The organism is Zhouia amylolytica (assembly GCF_900116365.1).
GTDB lineage: Bacteria > Bacteroidota > Bacteroidia > Flavobacteriales > Flavobacteriaceae > Zhouia > Zhouia amylolytica.
On sequence record NZ_FPAG01000002.1, the window covers coordinates 277,659 to 298,575 of the forward strand.

Here is a 20,917-nt window from a genome sequence, read left to right on the forward strand (position 1 = left end):
AACATGAATAAAAGAGAGTTTATAAAAACCACGACAGTTGGTGCCCTGGGCATAATGCTTGCACCATCAATATTAAGAGGATCAAGTACTAAAGACCGATTACGTACCGCTCATATTGGAGTGGGAAATATGGGGTTTGAGGACCTGAATTCTATTTCATCGCACAGTGCTGTTGATGTAGTAGCGTTATGTGATGTAGATGCGGTTAATTTATCTAAGGCACGTAAACTTCATCCAAACGCACGGGTATTTTTTGATTATCGCGTGATGTTGGAGGAAATGAAGGATGAAATTGATGCTGTAGTCGTATCAACTCCAGACCATACACATGCTCCTGCATCAATGATGGCTATGGAAATGGATAAACCGGTTTATTGCCAAAAGCCATTATCACATTATGTGTCGGAATCCAGGGAAATGAAAAAGCTGGCTGCAGAAAAAGGATTGGTTACGCAGATGGGAATTCAGGTACATTCTTTTTATGATTATAAGTTGGCAACACTTTTAATTCAGTCTGGAATTATTGGGAAAGTACATACCGTACATGCATGGTCTCCTAAGAACTGGGGCTATGACGGTCCAGTTCCGGAAGGAGAGGATCCTGTACCACCACAATTAGATTGGAATTTATGGTTAGGAACATCTGCTAAAAGACCTTATAAAGAAGGGGTGTATCATCCGGGGAACTGGAGAAAATTAATGGATTATGGCTGCGGTACTTTAGGAGATATGGGAGTTCATATTTTTGATACCCCTTATAATGCACTAGAACTAGACGTTCCGCGTACTATTATGACGGAATGCAGACCTTCTAATGGGTTTGGATATCCTGAACACAACACGGTAACCTATGAATTTCCAGGAACAAAGCATACTACAAAATCTCTAAAATGGATTTGGTATGATGGAAAGGGAGCTCCTGCTATGCATGAAGACTTGGTACTGCCGGGGGCTGAACCTGCCAAAAAAACTAAAAAGAATGACAGGGAAGCTAGTGTTGAAGAAAAAATGTCTTTAGATGCCAAGGTTGCTGCTCAGAATGAATTGCCACAACAAGGAGCAATGTTCGTTGGAGAAAAAGGACGTTTATTATTGCCACACTTTATGCAATTGCCTAGAAAAATAGTAAAAGGGAAGTATGTAGATATTTCTAAAGAAATAGAAAAGGTAAGTAAAAAGCATAATTTAGGTGCACCTATCCGAAACTATCAATCAGAAGGGCCTAAACATTACCATCAGTTTGTCGATGCGTGTTTAGGTAAAGGTGAAACCACTGCACCATTTGATTATGCTGCGCGATTAACAGAAACAATTTTGTTAGGAACCATTGCCGGAAGATTCCCGGGTGAGACTTTACATTGGGATGCTGAATCAGCAAGGTTCAAAGAAGAAAAGGCTAATCAATATTTAGCAGGAGATTACAGAGAATTTTAGTATCATATTGATCCGATGTTAGTTATAAATAATTAATGTCGGATTGTTTTATTTTTTTTGAAAGCCTTATTTTAAATAGGGCTTTTTTATTTTAAAGGGTATGCAGTTACTCCTTGCCTGGTGATTTTTACAGGTTTAATCAAACCTGTATCATCAAACTCCATGAGATCGATACACGTTTCTCTAGAGTTAGGATCCGTTTCTGTTAAAGGTCGACGATGGTAAACGATAAAGTATTTATCAGTTCCTTCTGGATGAATGACACTGTGGTGACCTGCTCCGGTTGCTACTTCAGGATCTTGCTTTAGTATTTTTCCAATACGCTTAAATGGCCCCAGCGGAGACTCTGAAATGGCATAGGCTACGCTATAGTCCGGACCTCCCCAACCACCTTCTGACCACATAAAATAATATTTATCGTTACGGATAAACATAAAGGGGCCCTCTACATAATTTTCTGGAGTTACTTCTTTAAATATACGACCGTCTTCAAAAGGAATAAATCCGGTAAAATCATCCTTAAGCTTTGCTACATTACAATGCCTCCAGCCACCGTAGTAGAGATAGAAGGAGCCATCTTTATCCTTAAAAACAAATTGATCGATTGGCTGGGCGCCATTGTGAAATTTATCGATCAGCGGTTTACCCAGATGGTCTTTATAAGGTCCTTCCGGAACACTGGCAACAGCAACTCCGATACCTCCGACTTCGTTATCGTGCTGAATGTCATTTGCTCCAAAAAATAGAAAATATTGATCTTGGTTCTTTATAATTGAAGGAGCCCAAACAGCACGTTTTGCCCATTTAATGGCAGAAGTGTCTACTATGCGCTCGTGTTTTGTCCAGTTAACCAGATCGTCGGAAGAAAAAGCATCAAAAAAGACTTGTTGGTCATAAGGGGCTGAATAAGTTGGGTAAACCCAGTATGTGTTCTCGAAAATAATACCTTCAGGATCAGCATACCAACCAGGGAAAACCGGATTATTTTGCGCACTTATTGAGAAGAAGCAAATGATGAAATACAATAAACAGAAATTCTTCATAAAAATTAAGGGGATAGTTGAACTTAAATTATTGTAACGTATTTAAGGTGAAGCTTTAATGTATCTATTATCATGGTTTAATTTAATGGTTACCTACCTTTTAATTGGTGCTGATTTCCAATTTGAAAAGTTCTTTTATTTAGAGAAGAGTTTTACAATCCATAAAATCAAATAAAGTCCTAAACCAGTTCCAAAAACAAAGAATAAAACAACAAATGCAATTCGAATATTCAATACATTCCACCCTAGTTTCCCACTAAGCCATTCGCAAACTCCTAATATCATATTTTATACTATTTAATTCAAAACCAAATTAATAAAACTATTCAATTCCATAAAATTAATTAAAATATAAGTGATTTTTCTTACCAAAGGAGGTTTTCTTTTTTAGAGGTTCCTGAATCCCGGTGCTTTTGTTTCGTGCCAAAACTTATCTATATTTACTAGATATCCAACTAACAACAAACTAATTTGACACGAATATTATTCTTTTCATTCTTATTACTATCCTGGCTATCTATAGGTCAGGAACAACCCCCTATTTTAAGATTTACTCCGGAAGAATATCAAGGCGCTAATCAGAACTGGGGTGTCTCTCAGGGAGAGGACGAACATATTTATATAGCCAATAATGAGGGGCTTTTGGAGTTTGACGGGGCAAGCTGGCAAATTTATTCCAGTCCTAACGAAACAATAATGCGTTCAGTGGCAGCAAAGGATGACCGTATATATACAGGTTGCTATATGGAGTTCGGGTATTGGGTGAAAAATGAACTGAATAATTTGGTATATACCTCGCTGAGTAGTAAGGTAAAGGATCAACTGAAGGAAGATGAACAATTTTGGAAAATAATACCTTATGAGGATTGGATCATCTTCCAGTCGTTAGATCAGATATATGTCTATAATGTTAAAACAGAATCGTTCAATATCATTACGCCTGAGAATGGAATAATATATGCTTACGAAGTGGCAGGTAATATATATTATCAATCGCCGGGACTGGGTATTTATGAAATAAAAAATGGGAAATCGAGGCTGCTGATCGATGCCCCTGAAATTAATGAGGAGCGCGTTGTGGGGATGTTCTCTAATGAAATGGGACTTGTACTTGTTACGGAGTCTGAGGGACTTTATATCTTTTCAAACGATGTTTTAAAGCCATGGAACATTCCCGTGGGCGATTTAATAAAGAACTGGAGTATTTATAAAGCTATTCAGCTATCCAATGGCGAAATAGCCCTGGGTACCATTTCTCATGGAATCATTTTACTTTCCAAGGAGGGGGTTAAGAAGTACCACATCGATCAAAATAAGGGATTGGGAAATAACACTGTACTCTCTCTTTATGAAGACCATAAAAATCATCTCTGGTTAGGATTGGATAATGGTGTTGATTGTTTAAACTTTAATTCCCCTATTGTAACCCATTATGACGGTGCCGGAATGCTGGGAACGGTTTATGCGGCTACTTCTTATAATGATAAGTTATATGTAGGTACAAATCAGGGTTTATTCTATAAAGGAAAAAACACAGACAGCTATAAGCTTATAGAAGGTACCAAGGGACAGGTCTGGTCTTTATACGTGTATGACGACACCTTGTTTTGTGGGCATAACATAGGTACGTTTATAATTAAAGGTGATCGGGCTGATTTGATATCGGATGTTCAAGGTGCCTGGAAGTATAGTCAAATGCCAGGAAAAGAGAACATGCTGTTACAAGGAAATTATCAGGGAATTTATGTTCTTCGAAAAAACGAATCTAATAATTGGCAACTTAGTCATAAAATAGAAGGTTTTGATTATTCGTCCAGGTATTTTGAAGTTAGAAACGATTCTGAAGTCATAGTGAGTCATGAATATAAAGGGGTGTTTCTTCTAACCTTGGATAAATCCTTAAAAAAGTTTGAAAAGGTGGAGCGATTGTCAGTACCTGAAAAAGGTAAAAATGCGGGATTAGCTAAATTCAATCGTCATATATATTATGCCAGTAAAGATGGGGTGTTTGCTGCTCCCACAGAGGGTGGTGAATTTAGCAAGGATAGTTTATTAAGCACATTATTTGAAAACGACACTTATTGTTCGGGAAAACTGGTTATTGACGAAACCGGAAAGCTGTGGATTTTTACGACGAACAATATTAATTACGTATCTACCGGAAAGTTAACGACCAATCCGGTGATCAATAAAATTCCGATACCCCTCAATTTGCGAAATACGATCAATGGTTTTGAAAATGTCACGCATTTGTCCGAGAATAATTTTCTTTTTGGAGCTACCAATGGTTATTTTATCATTAATACAGATAAGTTATCATATCAAAATTATGAGGTGGGTATTAAAGGTGTTTATTATAATGATGAACGGCTAGCCCGGCACAGCTTACCTATTGAGGGTGAAACAGCACTTGAATATAAAAAGAACAATATTAATATATCATTCAGCGTTCCTGAATTTGAAAAATTTATAATTCCAGAGTACCAATATAAACTGGGGGGATTTGCAGATTACTGGAGTCCGTGGACAACCAATACGACCATAGGCTTTGAAAACCTTCCCTTTGGGACCTATACTTTTTTCGTCAGAGCCCGAATAGGCAATACCCTTATCGATAATGTAGCCTCTTACGAATTTACAATAAACCGGCCATGGTATTTGTCAAATGCTATGATTGCAGTGTATTTGGTTGTGTTTATCTTTTCAGGATTCGTTATACATAGAATTTATAAGGTTTATTATGAAAAGAAAGAGTAAAAGTTAATTGAGGAAAACAAAAAACAATTAGAGATCCAAAACCTGGAAAACAAGCAGCAGTTAATGGAGCTTAAAAATGAAAAGTTAAGGCAAGATGTAGAAAGTAAAAACCGGGAGCTTGCAGCTTCAGCCATGGGGTTAATAAGTAAGAATGAAATTTTATCCCAGATCAAACAGGATCTTACCAAGGATGGTGATTTAGAGAAAAATGTCAAATCCGTAATAAAAACAATAAAGGTTAATACCCGTGAGGAGGATAACTGGAATATCTTTAAAGAGGCCTTTAATAACGCTGATAGTGACTTTCTCAAAAAGGTTAAGGAATTGCATGGAGAGTTAACTCCGAATGATTTAAGACTATGTGCTTACCTCAGACTAAATTTATCCTCTAAAGAAATAGCACCACTTTTAAATATTTCTGTAAGAAGTGTGGAGATTAAACGATATCGTTTGCGTAAAAAAATGGATCTACCACGAGAAAAAAGCCTTGTTGAGTACATTTTAGAGATTTAGATCAACTCACCATTTAATAAAATCACCTCAACATTACCACAACATATCCGATATTTTATTGAAAATCAGTATTTTTTTATAAGTAAAATTATTGGCTATGAATCTTTCAATTTCGCAATATACATGGGTTTTATTTAGATAATTCATAAAATAAGCTGTTTATTTTATGCATGTATAATTTTTGTAGAGGTCTTTTTTCAGGTTTGTTGCTTTACTAAATGTAATTTGAAACATCAATTTAAAAATATATGAGAACTAAGCTAACTTTAACAATTTGTGTACTCAGTTTTTATTTGGGTTTTAGTCAAAACATTCAAATTAAAGGAACAGTATACGATGCTAACACAAACGACCCCTTGCCGGGTGTGAGTATTATTTTAAAAGGTACCTCAAAAGGAACAACTACTGATTTTGATGGACTATTCACCTTAGATAATATAACCCCCGGATCAACCCTTGTTTTTTCCTATATAGGATTTAAGACAAAAGAAGTAGTAATCAATAATCAGCAAAGTTTGTCTGTTGCTCTGGAAGAAGATTTACAGAGTTTAGATGAGGTAGTTGTAATTGGTTACGGTACGCAAACGAAGAAAGAAATAACAGGAGCCGTTTCGGTAGTTGGCTCTGAAACTATTGAAAAGCTAAATCCAGTCAGAGTGGAGCAAGCCTTGCAGGGTCAGGTGGCAGGGGTGAATATTACTTCGCAATCAGGTTCACCTGGTAGTGCTTCCACCATTAGTATAAGAGGTATTACTACGAATGGAGATAGTCGTCCGTTAATTTTAGTGGATGGTATTGTAATAGAAGACCTCAGTACCATTAACCCTTCAGATATAGAAAGTGTTAATGTATTAAAAGATGCCACTGCCGGAATCTATGGAGTGCGTGCTGCAAATGGAGTTATTTTAATAAGTACGAAATCCGGTCGTAAGAATACAGCGCTTAAGTTTGATGTGGATATGTATACCGGTGTTCAAGAAACTTCAAGAGAAATACCAGTTCTGAATGCCACAGAGTATGCATTGCTTGCCAATGAGGCCTTTGCTGCCGGCGGAGATGATTTACCTTTTCCTAATGTAAACAGCCTGGGAAGAGGAACCAATTGGCAAGATGAAGTTTTTAGAACTGCACCAATGTCGAACTTAAATGTATCTATGACTGGAGGGACGGAGAAATCAACTTATTCTGCGGGAATATCGTATTTAGATCAGGACGGTATCGTAGGAGGAAGTGCCTCCAACTTTAACAGACTAACAGGAAGAATTAATTATTCATTAGATTTTCTGAAGAACTTCACCTTTAATGCGTCTGGTTTATATGCGCTTACGCATAAAAATAACCTTTCGGAGAATGCTTTGGGTTCAGTATTGTTTAATGCCTTAAATATGGCACCAACGCTTGGTGTCAGGGATGAAAATGGTGATTACACCCTGGCGGAAGGTTTGGGGAATGAGGTTATTAACCCATTGGCTCAAATTGCGAATAACTACAACAATACGCAAGTAGATAAAATCGGAGGTGCTTTGGGACTTAAGTATAACTTCTTAGAGCATTTCAATATAGAAACCCGTTATCAGTTTAATTATTCTGAGGTGCAAGGAAAATCATTTGCTCCTGTAGCATTTTATGGAAGTGGTAAAGTTTTTAATGTAGATAGAAACAATGTTACTGAATCTAAAGATATTTACAGAGATTATACATGGGATAACTTTTTGACCTATGAAAACAGTATCAATGATATCCATAATTTTAAAGCCTTATTGGGAATGTCTGTTTTCAAAACTACCGGAGAGTTTTCAAGCTTCACGGGGTATGATATTCCGGATAATTCCTATAGTAATGCAAGTATATATAATGCTTCTGATGTGGTAGATAATTACCGAAATGGAGGCAATACATTCGATACTCGATTACTGTCCTATTTTACAAGACTTCAATACGATTACGACGGCAAATATTTAATTTCCGGGGTGCTTAGACGCGACGGATCAAGCAAATTCGGACCTGCTAATAAGTTTGGTTATTTCCCTTCAGTTTCAGTTGGATGGGTGTTAACAGAGGAAAACTTCTTAAATGAAAGTAGTACGCTTAATTTTATGAAGTTAAGAGGTAGTTATGGTATTATTGGTAATGACCGTATACCTGACTTTAGATTTGTATCCTTATTAAATGGAGAAGGTACCTATGTTATTGATAACGAACTTGTATTCGGAACTGCGGCAGGTGCATTGGCAAACCCTGAGATTAAATGGGAGCGACAAAAAACATTTGATGTAGGTTTAGATGCTAAATTGTTTAGTAATACCATCGACCTGACCTTCGATTACTTTCAAAAAAGAACTGAAGACCTACTGGTGGTATCACAGGTTTCCGGAGTCTTAGGTGCCGGAGCACCAGGATCATCACCCCCTATTATCAATGCAGGTATTGTAGAGAATAAAGGATTTGAGTTTCAAATAGGTTATAGCAAATCCTTTTCTGACGATTTCAAGTTTAACATGAGTTATAACTTTACTACTTTAGAAAATGAAGTGTTATTTGTAAACAGTGATAATGGGTTCATTCCGGGGGGTAGTTTTGGAGTTGGTCAGGACCCACCAGCTCGTATGGAGGTAGGTCAGCCAATCGGATATTTTTATGGCCTTGAGACGGATGGCATCTTCCAGACTCAAGCGGAAGTGGACGCTCATGCAGATCAAACGAATGCGGCTCCCGGCGATTTGAGGTTTGTAGATCAAAATGGAGATGGAATAATCGATCCGGATGACAGGACCTACATTGGAGATCCTCTGCCCGATGTAACTATGGGACTTAATATAGGATTCACCTATAAAAAGTTTGATTTTACATCTTATTTATTCGCTTCCATCGGAAATGATATTGTTCGTAATTATGAACGTAATCAATCGCTGACCAATAAAAGTGTATATTATTTAGACCGATGGACCGGAACAGGCTCTACAAGCGAATTCCCAAGGGTTACTACTGCGGCAAATTCGAATATTCAATTTTCAGATTTTTATGTTGAGGATGGGTCTTATTTAAGAATGCAGAATATACAATTAGGATATTCTTTATCGCCTGACGATTTAAGAGGAATTGGCCTAAATAAGCTTCGTTTATACCTTGCTGTAAATAATGCATTTACACTTACCGATTATAAAGGATATGATCCTTCAGCTTCATCAGGAGCGCCAATAGGAGGAGGAATTGATCAAGGATTTTATCCTGTACCAAGGGTATATATGATAGGAATCAATGCTAAATTTTAAACTGACGACCATGAAAAAAAATATAAAATACCTATTTGCGGCTGCTGTGATCTTCACGATAGCAGTGGCGTGCAGTGATGACTTTGTAGATGTTTCTTCTCCTGATCAGAACTCTGAAGATTTCTTTAATTCAGAAGAGGATTATCAAGATGCACTTATTGCTGCTTACGATCTTTTACAGTCTACATACCTTAATGTAATGTTAGGAGAAATCGCTTCGGACAATACATTAGCTGGTGGTGAGAGTGCTACGGATGTTCCGGGTATTCAGGAAATTGACGACATGAGACATACCCCCGTTAATCAGCAATTGCGCGATATTTGGACCTGGATGTATGCAGGAGTAAACAGAGCTAATTATATACTTGAATTTCAAGATAAAACGGACTTTCCAACTAAAAATGAGGTTATAGGGCAGGCTCGGTTCTTAAGAGCATACTATTATTTTGAATTGGTAAAATGGTTTGGTGATGTTCCATTAGCTGTAGATAATAGAATACAGTTTGGTGAGCAATTCAATATTGACAGAACACCTAAAGCTGAGGTATATGGACAAATCGAGCAAGATTTAATCTATGCATCAGATAATTTACCTGCAGTACAAACCGAAGCCGGACGAATCACCAAGGGAGCTGCACAAGCGTTACTGGGAAAAGCGTATCTCTTTCAAAATAGGTTTGCAGAAGCTGCTGCTGTTTTAGATCAAGTAATCAACAGTGGTCAATACGATTTATTGGCTGATTATACGACCATGTTTGAAAACGACAATGAAAATAATATTGAGTCTGTTTTTGAGGTACAATATTCAGATGAAGAAGGTGCTGGCTTCGGATGTTTACAATGTAGCGAAGGTAATGTAGCAGTTGGATTTAATGGAATCAGAAATTATTCGGGTCCGGTTTTCGAATCTGGATTTAGCTTTAACGTGCCGGTTCAGGAAGTTGTTGATGCTTTTGAAGATGGTGATATCAGAAAAGATGTTGCTATATTGGATATAGAGGCTTGGGCAGCAGAAACAGGAGCAACCTATGCAACCGGTTTCGAGCATACGGGGTATTTTAATAGAAAATATATTTCACGTCAAGGTGATCTCAATACAGGAGATGCTAATCTTACAAACCCTAATAACTACAGAGCTATTCGTTTCGCAGATGTCTTGTTAATGGCAGCTGAAGCTCATAACAGAAAGCCATCAGCAGATGATTCACAGGCCAGAGCGTATCTCAACAGGGTTAGAAACAGAGCAGAACTACCTGATGTTACAGACTCAGGATCATCACTAACAGATGCTATTTATCAAGAAAGAAGAGTAGAGCTTGTAGGTGAAGGGCATCACTTTTTCGATTTAGTGAGAACAGGAAGGGCAGCGTCTGAAATTGATGGCTTTCAATCTGGAAAACACGAGTTGTTTCCTATTCCTTCAATCGAAATTGAATTGGCAGGTAACAGATGGGAACAAAATCCCGGGTACTAATGTTAATATTTAAAAAGATGAAAACATTTAAAAACATCATAATACTTTTCATTACGGCAGGATTATTTTTTGCTTGTAATGACGACGAATATGGAAATCTCGACGCCTTAAAGTCGGATGTAGCTCCTACCAATGTTAAAGCACTTTTTAGTGTAACTCAAGATAATACCGGAACCGTAACCATAACGCCATCGGCTGATGGAGCAACTTCTTTTAAGGTTGATTTTGGAGATGGTGAAACTGTTAGTGAGGTGTTGAAGGCTGGTGAAAATATTACTCACGTATATCCCGAAGGAGAATACAGTGTTAATGTAATGGCATACAGTCTTACGGGATTGGAAACGATAGAGGAGTTACCATTGATAGTTTCTTTTAAAGCGCCAGAAAACCTTGAAGTTGCAATCACCAATGATGAAGCGATTTCAAAACAAGTTAATGTAACGGTCAATGCAGATTTTGCGGTTTCTTTCGATGTTTATTTTGGAGAGGCCGGAAATGATGAACCTGTTATGGCAAATATTGGAGAAACGGCGTCCTATGTTTATCAGGAGCCTGGCACCTATACCGTTCGGGTAGTAGTAAAAGGTGCTGCGATTGCTACGACAGAGTACACTGAAGAATTTGAAGTTACAGCAATTCTACAACCATTAGCTTCAGCACCAATGCCTCCTGCAAGGTTCGGAGGTGATGTAATCTCTATTTTTAGTGCTGCTTATGAAGATGTTCCCGGAACTGATTATTTCCCTGATTGGGGACAAGGCGGACAAGGAAGTAGCTGGGCAATGTTTGAACTAAATGGAGACCAGATGTTACAATACGTCAATTTAAGCTATCAGGGAATTCAATTGGAAAATTCAATTGACGTATCTAATATGGAGTATTTACACCTCGATGTGTGGACTGCAGAAGATGTTAATAGTATTAAGACTTCAATCATTAATAATGCCTCAGGGGTTGTTACGGAAGCTCCGGTAACCAGTAACTTAACACCTAATGAATGGACAAGTATTGATATTCCGATTTCAGACTATATTGATCAGGGCTTAACGGTTACTGAAATTTTCCAAATGAAGTTTGAGGGAGAACCATGGGCTGCAGGAACTGTATTTATAGATAATATCTATTTCTGGAAATCTCCGGAACCTGCTTCAGGTTTAGAGGGAATCTGGCAAATAGCACCGGAAGCCGGAGCCTTAAAGGTTGGACCGAGCCCTGGTAGTGGTGAATGGTGGTCAAATGACGCTCAAACAGTTACTGACAGAGCATGCTATTTCGATGATACCTATGTATTCTCATTAGATGGTTCCTTCGCAAATGTTTTAGGGGAAGAGACCTGGTTGGAAACCTGGCAGGGAGTTGCTGCAGAGCAGTGTGGAACTCCTGTAGCACCACATGATGGATCAGGAGATGCTACTTTTGTGTACGATGCCAATATGGGTACATTAACCCTTGATGGTTCAGGAGCGTATATCGGACTTCCAAAGGTGAATAACGAAGGAGAATTACCAAATGTTTCTGTACCAACATCAATTACCTATGACGTCAGTTTATCTGATGATAATAATACAATGACCATTGGAATTGAATCAGGATCCGGCGTATTCTGGACGTTTAAACTTATCAGGTATATTCCTCCGGTTGCAGGAACCTGGCAGTTAGCTCCTGAGGCAGGAGCCTTGATGGTAGGACCGAGCCCCGGAAGTGGAGAATGGTGGTCTAGTGATGCCCAAACAGTTATAGACAGAGCTTGTTATTTTGATGATTCTTATGAATTTGGTTCAGACGGATCATTTAAGAATGTGCAGGGAACTGAAACATGGTTAGAAACCTGGCAAGGCGTGGCAAGTGAACAATGCGGCACTCCGGTAGCTCCTCATGATGGATCAGTAACTTATACTTATGGGTACGATGAAACCAATGGAACCATCACTCTCAATGGTACCGGAGCCTATTTAGGACTTCCAAAAGTGAATAACGATGGGGAATTACCAAATGTAGCCGTCCCTGCATCGATCACCTATGATGTGAATATGACAGATAGTAATACCATGATTGTTACCATTGAGGCTGGTACCGGTGTATTCTGGACTTACAAGCTCGTTAAATAATATTTATAATAATCAGAATATGAAAAGAATAGCATATATATCAAGTCTTTTGTTATTGACACTACTATCCTTTAGTAGTTGTGATGAGGACAATTATGAATTTGGAGATATTGTTTCTCCATCAAACCTGAATATTGAAATAGATATTGTAGGGGCAGATAGTGAAAATCCTTACGGAGATGGGAGTGGCGTTGTGAATTTTTCAGTGAATGCTGATAATGCGTTGTCTTATAAGTTCGCTTTTGAGGGTTCAGAAGCGGTTGCTACCTCTGGTGAGTATACTTATAATTTTAGTAAAACAGGTACGCACGTTTATACGGTAACGGTTATAGCCATTGGCACAGGTGGTGTTGCCACCAGTCAGGCGGTAGAAGTGGAGGTGTTAGCACTATATGCTCCACCACAAGATCTTCTTGATATGCTTTATGGTGATGGTTCACGTACCTGGAGAATTAAAAATGAAGCAGCCGGACATTTTGGAGTAGGACCGGCAGAAGAAACTTCTCCAATATGGTATGCTGCATCCCCGGATGAAAAGAGTGTAACAGGAATGTACGACGACCGGTATGTGTTTACCCAGGAAGGTGATTTCCAACATTTAACACAAGGGACCGTATTTGGTCAGGCGGCGCCATTAACAGAAGATTTTGGAGGCGACAAAGGTCAGACGGCCAATAGCAATAATGAGTTTGAGAATTATCCGTTGGAGGATTACACCGAATCATGGTCGCTATCCGCACCCGGTGGACAAGAGACTATTTCTTTAACTGGAACTGCATTCTTCGGATTCTATGTTGGAGGTTCTCATAATTACCAGATCATTTCGCGTTCTGAAAATGAGATGTTAGTGAAGACCATAGGTAATGATGGAAACGCCTGGTTCTTTATACTGATTGCTGAAGATTAATATACTTAAATCATTAAAGCAAAAGGGGTTACCCCTTTTGCTTTACGATCTCATTTAATATGGAAAACAATAAAATAAGAACGGTAATATCTAACATTACGATATGGATGTTGTTTTTAGGTACGGCAATTGCCTGCAGTAAAGAACAGGGTTCACCAACGGAGGAGGAGGTTGTATATCCGACCAATCTAAAAGTGGATATTAGTTTAGCGGGGCAGGATGATTATCACCCTTATGGTGATGGAACTGGAGTGGCTATTTTTAACGTAAGCGCAGACAATGCGATTAAATATGAATTGACCTATAATAATACCACTATTGAAACCAATACAGAGGGATATTTTGAATATCAATTTAAAAAAGAAGGCCTTGATGAATATAAGGTTGAAGTAATTGCTTATTCGGAAACAAACCATGCAGCTAAGCAACAAGAGACGGTAACCATTCATGTTAATGAAAATGGATTTTCTGAATTGGTTTGGTCTGATGATTTTGATGGTGGTAGTGGAAGGCTGGATGCTTCAAAATGGAACTATGACCTTGGAGATGGTTGTCCTTCCTTATGTGGTTGGGGAAATGGAGAGCAGCAGTATTATACAGATCGTAGTGACAATGTAAAAGTTGAAGACGGATTTTTGAAAATTACGGCTAAAAAAGAAACATATGAAGGAAAAAGCTATACCTCGGCTCGCATTAAAACTCAGGGGAAATTCAGTTTTACTTATGGAAAGCTTGAAATTTTAGCCAAACTACCTAATGGTGGAGGCACCTGGCCGGCCTTATGGATGTTGGGTGAAAATATTAGCAGTGTAGGATGGCCTCAATGTGGAGAAATTGATATCATGGAACACAGGGGGAATTATCCAGGACAGGTTTCTTGTGCACTACACACCGAGAGTAGTTATGGGAATACCAATAACAAGGGTGAAGTTAAGGTGGATAATGTTTCGGGTGAATTTCATTTGTACGCTATAGAATGGACGGAGGAGAAAATCGATTTTTATGTAGATAATAAATTGTTTTATACCTATCAGCCATCTACGAAAACTGAGGCTTCATGGCCTTTTAATAAAAATCAGTTCATAATTCTAAATATTGCCATGGGGGGTACGCTAGGAGGTGAAATACCTTCTTCTTTTAATGAAGCTGAGATGGTGGTTGATTATGTAAAACTCTATCAATAAAATGAACATTTTAAAGAACAGTTTACTGTTACTTGTATTGGTAACAGCGGGATCCTGCAGCTCTAAATCAGAGGGGGGAATGGATCAAAAGGCAAGTAAAAGTACCCATCTTAATCAGGAGGTGGAACGAAAAATAGATTCCCTGCTTTCACTGATGACGCTGGAAGAAAAGGTGGGTCAGATGAATCAGTATAATGGTTTTTGGGATTTAACGGGGCCAGCACCCAAGGAGGGAGATGCAGCCAAAAAATACGATCATTTAAAAAGTGGTCTTGTAGGTTCTATGCTGAATGTCACCGGGGTCGAAGAAGTTCGTTCGGTTCAAAAAATAGCAGTAGAGGAGACCCGTCTGGGGATTCCCTTAATTATAGGTTTTGATGTTATTCATGGTTTTAGAACCATAAGCCCGATCCCGTTAGCTGAGTCGGCAAGTTGGGATTTGGAGGCTATTAAGAACTCGGCTGCGATGGCAGCAAAAGAAGCCGCAGCATCGGGAATAAACTGGACTTTTGCTCCCATGGTTGATATCTCAAGGGATGCTCGCTGGGGAAGAGTAATGGAAGGTGCCGGAGAAGACCCTTATTTAGGAAGTAAAATTGCGGTGGCAAGAGTAGAGGGATTCCAGGGAAGTGACCTGGCAAGCCCATATACCGTAGCGGCATGCGCAAAACATTTCGCAGGTTATGGCTTTGCTGAAGGTGGACGCGATTATAATACGGTTGATGTGGGTACATCAACTTTGTACAATACCATTCTTCCTCCGTTTAAAGCAGCGAAAGAAGCAGGGGTTCGTACTTTTATGAACGCTTTTAATGAATTAAATGGCATCCCGGCTACGGCAGATCGATTTTTGCAAAGAGAACTTCTTAAAGATCAATGGAACTTCGATGGATTTGTGGTGTCAGATTGGGGTTCTATGATTGAAATGCAGGCTCATGGCTATGCGAGAGACAGAAAGCATGCCGCTGAGCTGGCTGCAAATGCTGGTTCGGATATGGATATGGAGTCGTATGCCTATGTCAATGAACTTGTTGACCTGGTAAAGCAAGGCAAAGTACAGGAATCGGATCTGGACGATTCGGTTCGTCGAATTCTCAGGGTGAAATTTGAATTAGGGTTGTTCGAAGATCCTTATAAATATTTAAATGAAGAACGAGAGGATGCTATTGTTGGAAGTAAGGAGATCAATGATGCAGCTCTTGATATGGCCAGAAAGTCAATCGTATTACTAAAGAATAAAAACAACCTGTTGCCGCTAAAAAGAAAAGGACAAAAAGTTGCCTTAATAGGCCCTTTTGTATCAGATAAGACAAGTCCGCTGGGGAGTTGGCGTCTTGCAGCAGAAGACGGAACAGCAATTTCTTTAGCCGAGGGCATGGCTTCTTATGAAGACAATACTTTAAGGGTATCCGAAGGTGTTAAGCTTTCAAATGGTTCTAATTCATTCCCTATGGAAGTCAAAGTTAATTCCAAAGACAGGAGTGGTTTTGATGAAGCTGTAAAAGTAGCTAAAGAAGCAGATGTAGTGGTTATGGCCCTTGGAGAAGATGGATTTCAGAGTGGAGAAGGAAGAAGTCGGGCCGAGCTCGGACTTCCAGGTTTACAGCAGGAACTATTAGAGGAGGTTTATAAGGTAAATAAGAACATTGTATTGGTTTTACATAACGGAAGACCCCTGGCTATCGAATGGGCCGATCAACATATACCTGCGATAGTTGAAGCCTGGCAGCTAGGTACCCAAAGTGGTCATGCCATTGCGCAGGTACTTTATGGAGATTATAATCCAAGTGGTAAACTCCCGGTAAGTTTCCCAAGAAGTGTCGGACAGATGCCGCTTTATTACAATTATAAGAATACAGGAAGGCCAACATTACCGGGAGAAGGAGTCGTGTTCTGGTCACATTATATAGATGAAGAGAATACGCCATTGTATCCGTTCGGACATGGTTTAAGTTATACCGAGTTTACATATGACACTCTAAAAGTAAATAAGCATACAGATGGAGTACAGTTAACTTTAACAGTTAAGAATAATGGTGAAGTAGCTGGAAAAGAGGTAGTTCAGGTGTATATACGTGATCATTTCGCTACGGTTACGCGGCCTGTTAAAGAATTGAAAGCTTTTGAATTAGTGTCCTTGGCTCCGGGAGAGGAACGACAGTTACAATTCAATCTTACTAAAAATGAATTGGGATATTATTTAAACGACGGTTCCTTCATTCTCGAGCCTGGCGATTTCACAGTTTTTGTCGGAGGAAGCTCTGATACAGTTTTAGAGGAAACCTTTACGATAGAGGCGCTTGATGAGTAGGCGTGGCGTTGGAAGGTTTTTGAGTTAGCTGAAAGGCATAACCCTTATTTGGAGTTATGCCTTTTTTCATACTAAAAAACTTAAATACTCCACGATTTCTAGCAGGATATAGAAATGTATAAGGGTAATTTAATTGGATGACTTTTTTTGTCGATTTTCAAATTAAATAGGTAATAAGATAATGAATAGTAATGATCTGTGTTAATTAATTTTATATTTTTGGGCATAAGGCCTAATGTAGCGATGTAAAATTATTAGGTTAGGTGCATTTAATTAAAAAATGGAGGTAATGAAAAAATTAAGATTCTGCAGTATATTCATTTTTATTCTAGGTCTGGGAGCTTACGCTCAGACTGAAGAAGTTTCATGGGAAGACATCAGGGAGGGGTATGAATTTCCTGAATGGTATACGGGTGCCAGGTTTGGAATTTGGGTGCATTGGGGAGCACAAACGGAACCTAAAGAAGGAGGTGGATGGTATGCCAGGCATATGTACATGCAGGATGTGGGGAATGAAAAATGGGGTTCGGCTGCGTATGAATACCATCTTAAAACATATGGTCATCCCTCTGAGAAAGGTTATAAAGATGTTCTCAATGAATGGAAGGCAAAAAATCTTGATACAGATAATTTGGTGAAGTATTTTAAAAGTATTGGAGCTAAGTATTTTGTCGCATTGGCCAATCACCATGATCATTTTGATAATTTTGATTCGAGCCATCATCCATGGAATTCAGTTGAAATAGGTCCTAAGCGAGATATAATCAAGGAGTTTGAAGTTTCATGTAAAAAATATGACATTCCATATGGTGTAAGCTCTCATGATGATCGCTTTTTGTCGTGGTGGTTACCTGCTTTTGGGTCGGATACCTCAGGGGTATACAAAGGTAAACGTTACGATGGCTATATGACCCGTGAAGATGGTAAAGGTACATGGTGGGAAGGACTCGATCCGGCAGATTTGTACGGATTGCCACCAGAACAGCGTACTCCTGAATACATTAAGAGTGTTAAAGAAAACTGGACAAGAAGACATGAAGAGCTAGTAACTAAGTATGACATTGATATGCTTTGGTTTGATGGTTACGGTTTCCCTTATGGTGATTATGGTAAACAAGTCTGTCAAACTTTTTTTAACCATAAGATGAAAACGGGTAATGGCAAGATAGATGCAGTGGTGGTTGGTAAGTATACTGGAGAACCTTCGACGGTTAAAGACATCGAACGAGGAGGTGCACATGAAATTCTGCCATACCCATGGCAGGGGATTACAACGTTTCGCACTTGGTTTTATAAAGAGGATAAGGAGCGTTTAGCTTACACACATAATACCCGTACCGTTATAGAGTTACTTTCAGATTACATGAGTAAAAACGGAAACCTGCTTTTAAATGTAGAACTGTTACCGGATGGAACCATACCTCCAAAGCAAAAGCAGATGCTTGATGAAATTGGGGAGTGGGTGAACCTTAATAGCGAAGCGATCTATGAAACGAAGCCTTGGTTGATCTATGGCGATAACCTTAATTCTTATTTAAAACGAACGGAAGACGGAACCACAGAGACCGATCTACAGGCATTAAAAGACCAAAAAAAGGCGGCCCATTTTAATGAAAGAACCATGAATAGTCCGGAATATGGTCCTGATGAAGTTCGCTTTGTAACTAAAGGAAACACCCTTTATATGATCGTTTTAAATCCACAGGCAGGTATTATCGATATTCCGTCATTAGGTTTGGGATCGAAGCAAAAACCTGGAAAGATTACAGCCATTAGTTTAATAGGCAAGGAGAAGCCTGTTACATATAAACAATTGAATAAGGGGCTGAAACTTAACGTGCCCGAAGATCGACCAAATAGGTATGCCGCAGTGTTTAAATTGGAAGGAGTACTTTAATTTAACGGGTAATAGTCAGAGGTAAAAAGCTTCTGTAGTCTGCAACCATATTCGGATGGAGGTAACTTTATTTAAGTAAGATGTCCCAGATTTTTTCTAGTCTTTAAAAGAATCAATTAGCATTGTTCATTATTTAAATGTTTGTTTTTATTTGGAACAATCATTCTGATATTGCTATATTTGTTTCCAGAATGATCGTTCTAATATAAAATAATAATCAAAAATTAAAGACTATGAGTACATTAAATGAGAAAGTAGCGGTTGTTACGGGAGGTAATAGCGGTATCGGATATGCATCCGCTCTTAAGTTAAAAGAACAGGGGGCCAAAGTTATTATTACAGGCAGGTCTCCCGAGCGTGTAAAAGCTGCAGCCACAGAATTGGGTGTTGAGGGATTCGTCGCCGATGTCAGCGATTTATCCGCAATTGATGCTCTGGTAGTAAGTGTAGAGGCCAACTATGGTAAAGTAGATATTTTATTTGTGAATGCCGGTATTTTTCAACCAGCAGGGATAGGTCAGATTACAGAAGGTCAATTTGATCATCAAATGGATATCAACTTTAAGGGGGCGGTGTTTACTATTGAAAAATTTCTGCCAATCCTTAACGATGGAGCCAGCATAATTAATCTTTCGTCTATAAATGCCTATACAGGGATGCCAAACACAGCTATTTATGCGGCTTCCAAGGCTGCTTTGAATTCATATACGAGAACGGCTGCATCCGAATTAGCAGTAAGAAAAATTCGTGTCAATGCTGTTAATCCAGGGCCAGTATCTACACCAATTTTTCAAAAAACAGGGATGGCAGAAGAGCAATTAAACGGATTTGCCAATGCCATACAAAATCGTATTCCTTTAAAGCGCTTTGGCGCACCTGAAGATGTAGCTAATCTGGTTGCTTTCCTGGCATCTGATGAGGCTTCATTTATTACCGGAGGAGAGTATAATATTGATGGGGGGATTAATGTGAATCCAATTTTAAGCTAATTTTTTTAACCAATTTTGGAACGTATGTTCTGATATAGTATCTTTGTGGGAGTATCTAAATACTCCCATTTTTATGCCCAGAGTTAAAACATTTAATGAGCAGGAAGTCCTGGAAAATGCCATGAACCTCTTTTGGGAAAAGGGGTATGCAGCTACATCCATTCAGGATTTGGTGAATCACCTGGGAATTAACCGCGCAAGTCTTTACGATACCTATGGAGGTAAAAAGGAGCTGTTTTTAAAATCGTTTGCTTATTATCGAAATAAGAATATTTCCGGGTTGAAGGCCTTTTTTAAAGCCCATCCTGACGTTAAAAAGGGATTTAAAACGCTTTTTAATATTGCTGTTGATGAATCTGTGAACGATCCCGCCCGGAAAGGATGTTTTGTAGTCAATACCACCACTGAGCTTATTCCTGGTGATACTGAAATACTTCATATTTTATCCGAAAATAAAATCACCCTTGAAAATCTGTTTTTTAATTATCTTCAGCTAGGTGAAGAAGAACAGCAGTTTGGGCGTGGTAAAGATTTAAAGTCAATCGCCTCCTTTTTATACACTTTATACAGCGGAATAAGAGTAATTGGAAAGGTAGCTCCTGATAAGGTCAAAATCTCAAAAACAGTTGACATAGCGTTATCTGTATTGAATTAAAAAATATCTTTTTTATTACCTAACTCATAAGCAAGCTTGGAGAGGAGGTTTGTAGCCCTTGGAGTCTTTGTAGCCTCTGTAGCCTTATTCATTTCGCCCAATGTCATTCGGCACCCAGTGTCATTCCGCATTTATTGCGGAATCCATACTCCACTCATCACTCCCAATGTCATGGCGCATTCATTGCGGAACCTCTTGATGCTATGCTTAATTGGTTATTCTTTCAAACATCAATCACAGTTTTTATATAAACACAATGGTTAGGCATGATCCCAGGTGGGGGGACCGAGCGTTGAAAAAAGGTCTAGTGGACCTTTTTAGCGATGGGGCCAGCTGGCGCGATGGCGAGTAAAAAATCGTCCCTGCTTCGCAT

The 20,917-nt window shown here is 38.8% G+C and carries 14 protein-coding genes; 12 read left to right on the forward strand and 2 right to left on the reverse strand.

From position 1 onward, the window contains the following. The first annotated feature begins 3 nt into the window (after nucleotides 1-3). Nucleotides 4-1,434, forward strand: coding sequence for a Gfo/Idh/MocA family protein (locus tag BM361_RS03850; RefSeq protein ID WP_038264549.1), 1,431 nt, complete (start codon nucleotides 4-6; stop codon nucleotides 1,432-1,434). Between the two features lie 86 nt (nucleotides 1,435-1,520). On the opposite strand, the gene BM361_RS03855 is transcribed toward BM361_RS03850, so the two are convergent. Continuing rightward, complete coding sequence (locus tag BM361_RS03855; RefSeq protein ID WP_038264546.1) at nucleotides 1,521-2,477, reverse strand: glycoside hydrolase family 43 protein; 957 nt, start codon at nucleotides 2,475-2,477, stop codon at nucleotides 1,521-1,523. Between the two features lie 135 nt (nucleotides 2,478-2,612). Further along, nucleotides 2,613-2,762: a PspC domain-containing protein gene (locus tag BM361_RS03860; RefSeq protein ID WP_082436108.1), complete on the reverse strand. Its 150-nt coding sequence runs from the start codon at nucleotides 2,760-2,762 to the stop codon at nucleotides 2,613-2,615. Nucleotides 2,763-2,948: 186 nt separating this feature from the next. Here BM361_RS03860 and BM361_RS03865 point away from each other — a divergent pair, with 186 nt between their 5' ends. The 11 genes from BM361_RS03865 to BM361_RS03910 all read left to right on the forward strand — a co-directional run bounded on the left by BM361_RS03865 (nucleotide 2,949) and on the right by BM361_RS03910 (nucleotide 20,544). Continuing rightward, nucleotides 2,949-5,234, forward strand: a complete 2,286-nt coding sequence (locus BM361_RS03865) for a two-component regulator propeller domain-containing protein (protein ID WP_254785730.1) — start codon at nucleotides 2,949-2,951, stop codon at nucleotides 5,232-5,234. A gap of 63 nt (nucleotides 5,235-5,297) precedes the next feature. Continuing rightward, on the forward strand, nucleotides 5,298-5,747 hold the full coding sequence (locus BM361_RS17095) for a helix-turn-helix transcriptional regulator (RefSeq protein ID WP_254785731.1): 450 nt from the start codon (nucleotides 5,298-5,300) through the stop codon (nucleotides 5,745-5,747). Nucleotides 5,748-5,995: 248 nt separating this feature from the next. After that, on the forward strand, nucleotides 5,996-9,019 hold the full coding sequence (locus tag BM361_RS03870; protein WP_074977034.1) for a SusC/RagA family TonB-linked outer membrane protein: 3,024 nt from the start codon (nucleotides 5,996-5,998) through the stop codon (nucleotides 9,017-9,019). 10 nt (nucleotides 9,020-9,029) lie between these two features. After that, nucleotides 9,030-10,493, forward strand: coding sequence for a RagB/SusD family nutrient uptake outer membrane protein (locus BM361_RS03875; protein WP_074977381.1), 1,464 nt, complete (start codon nucleotides 9,030-9,032; stop codon nucleotides 10,491-10,493). 17 nt (nucleotides 10,494-10,510) lie between these two features. Beyond that, on the forward strand, nucleotides 10,511-12,601 hold the full coding sequence (locus BM361_RS03880) for a PKD domain-containing protein (protein WP_074977036.1): 2,091 nt from the start codon (nucleotides 10,511-10,513) through the stop codon (nucleotides 12,599-12,601). A gap of 19 nt (nucleotides 12,602-12,620) precedes the next feature. Then, nucleotides 12,621-13,508 carry a hypothetical protein gene (locus tag BM361_RS03885; RefSeq protein WP_038264539.1) on the forward strand — a complete coding sequence of 296 codons (888 nt, stop codon included), beginning with the start codon at nucleotides 12,621-12,623 and terminating at the stop codon, nucleotides 13,506-13,508. A 59-nt stretch (nucleotides 13,509-13,567) separates the two neighbouring features. Continuing rightward, a complete protein-coding gene (locus BM361_RS03890) occupies nucleotides 13,568-14,692 on the forward strand; it encodes a glycoside hydrolase family 16 protein (protein WP_139226600.1) in 1,125 nt (374 codons plus the stop codon). Between the two features lies 1 nt (nucleotide 14,693). Then, the gene (gene bglX, locus BM361_RS03895; RefSeq protein WP_074977038.1) at nucleotides 14,694-17,003 is read left to right on the forward strand and encodes a beta-glucosidase BglX; all 2,310 of its coding nucleotides are present in this window, start codon (nucleotides 14,694-14,696) and stop codon (nucleotides 17,001-17,003) included. A gap of 289 nt (nucleotides 17,004-17,292) precedes the next feature. Continuing rightward, nucleotides 17,293-18,900, forward strand: coding sequence for an alpha-L-fucosidase (locus tag BM361_RS03900; RefSeq protein WP_175496544.1), 1,608 nt, complete (start codon nucleotides 17,293-17,295; stop codon nucleotides 18,898-18,900). Between the two features lie 233 nt (nucleotides 18,901-19,133). Beyond that, nucleotides 19,134-19,889, forward strand: a complete 756-nt coding sequence (locus BM361_RS03905) for an SDR family NAD(P)-dependent oxidoreductase (RefSeq protein WP_074977042.1) — start codon at nucleotides 19,134-19,136, stop codon at nucleotides 19,887-19,889. 73 nt (nucleotides 19,890-19,962) lie between these two features. Next, on the forward strand, nucleotides 19,963-20,544 hold the full coding sequence (locus BM361_RS03910; RefSeq protein ID WP_074977044.1) for a TetR/AcrR family transcriptional regulator: 582 nt from the start codon (nucleotides 19,963-19,965) through the stop codon (nucleotides 20,542-20,544). Nucleotides 20,545-20,917 lie beyond the last annotated feature (373 nt).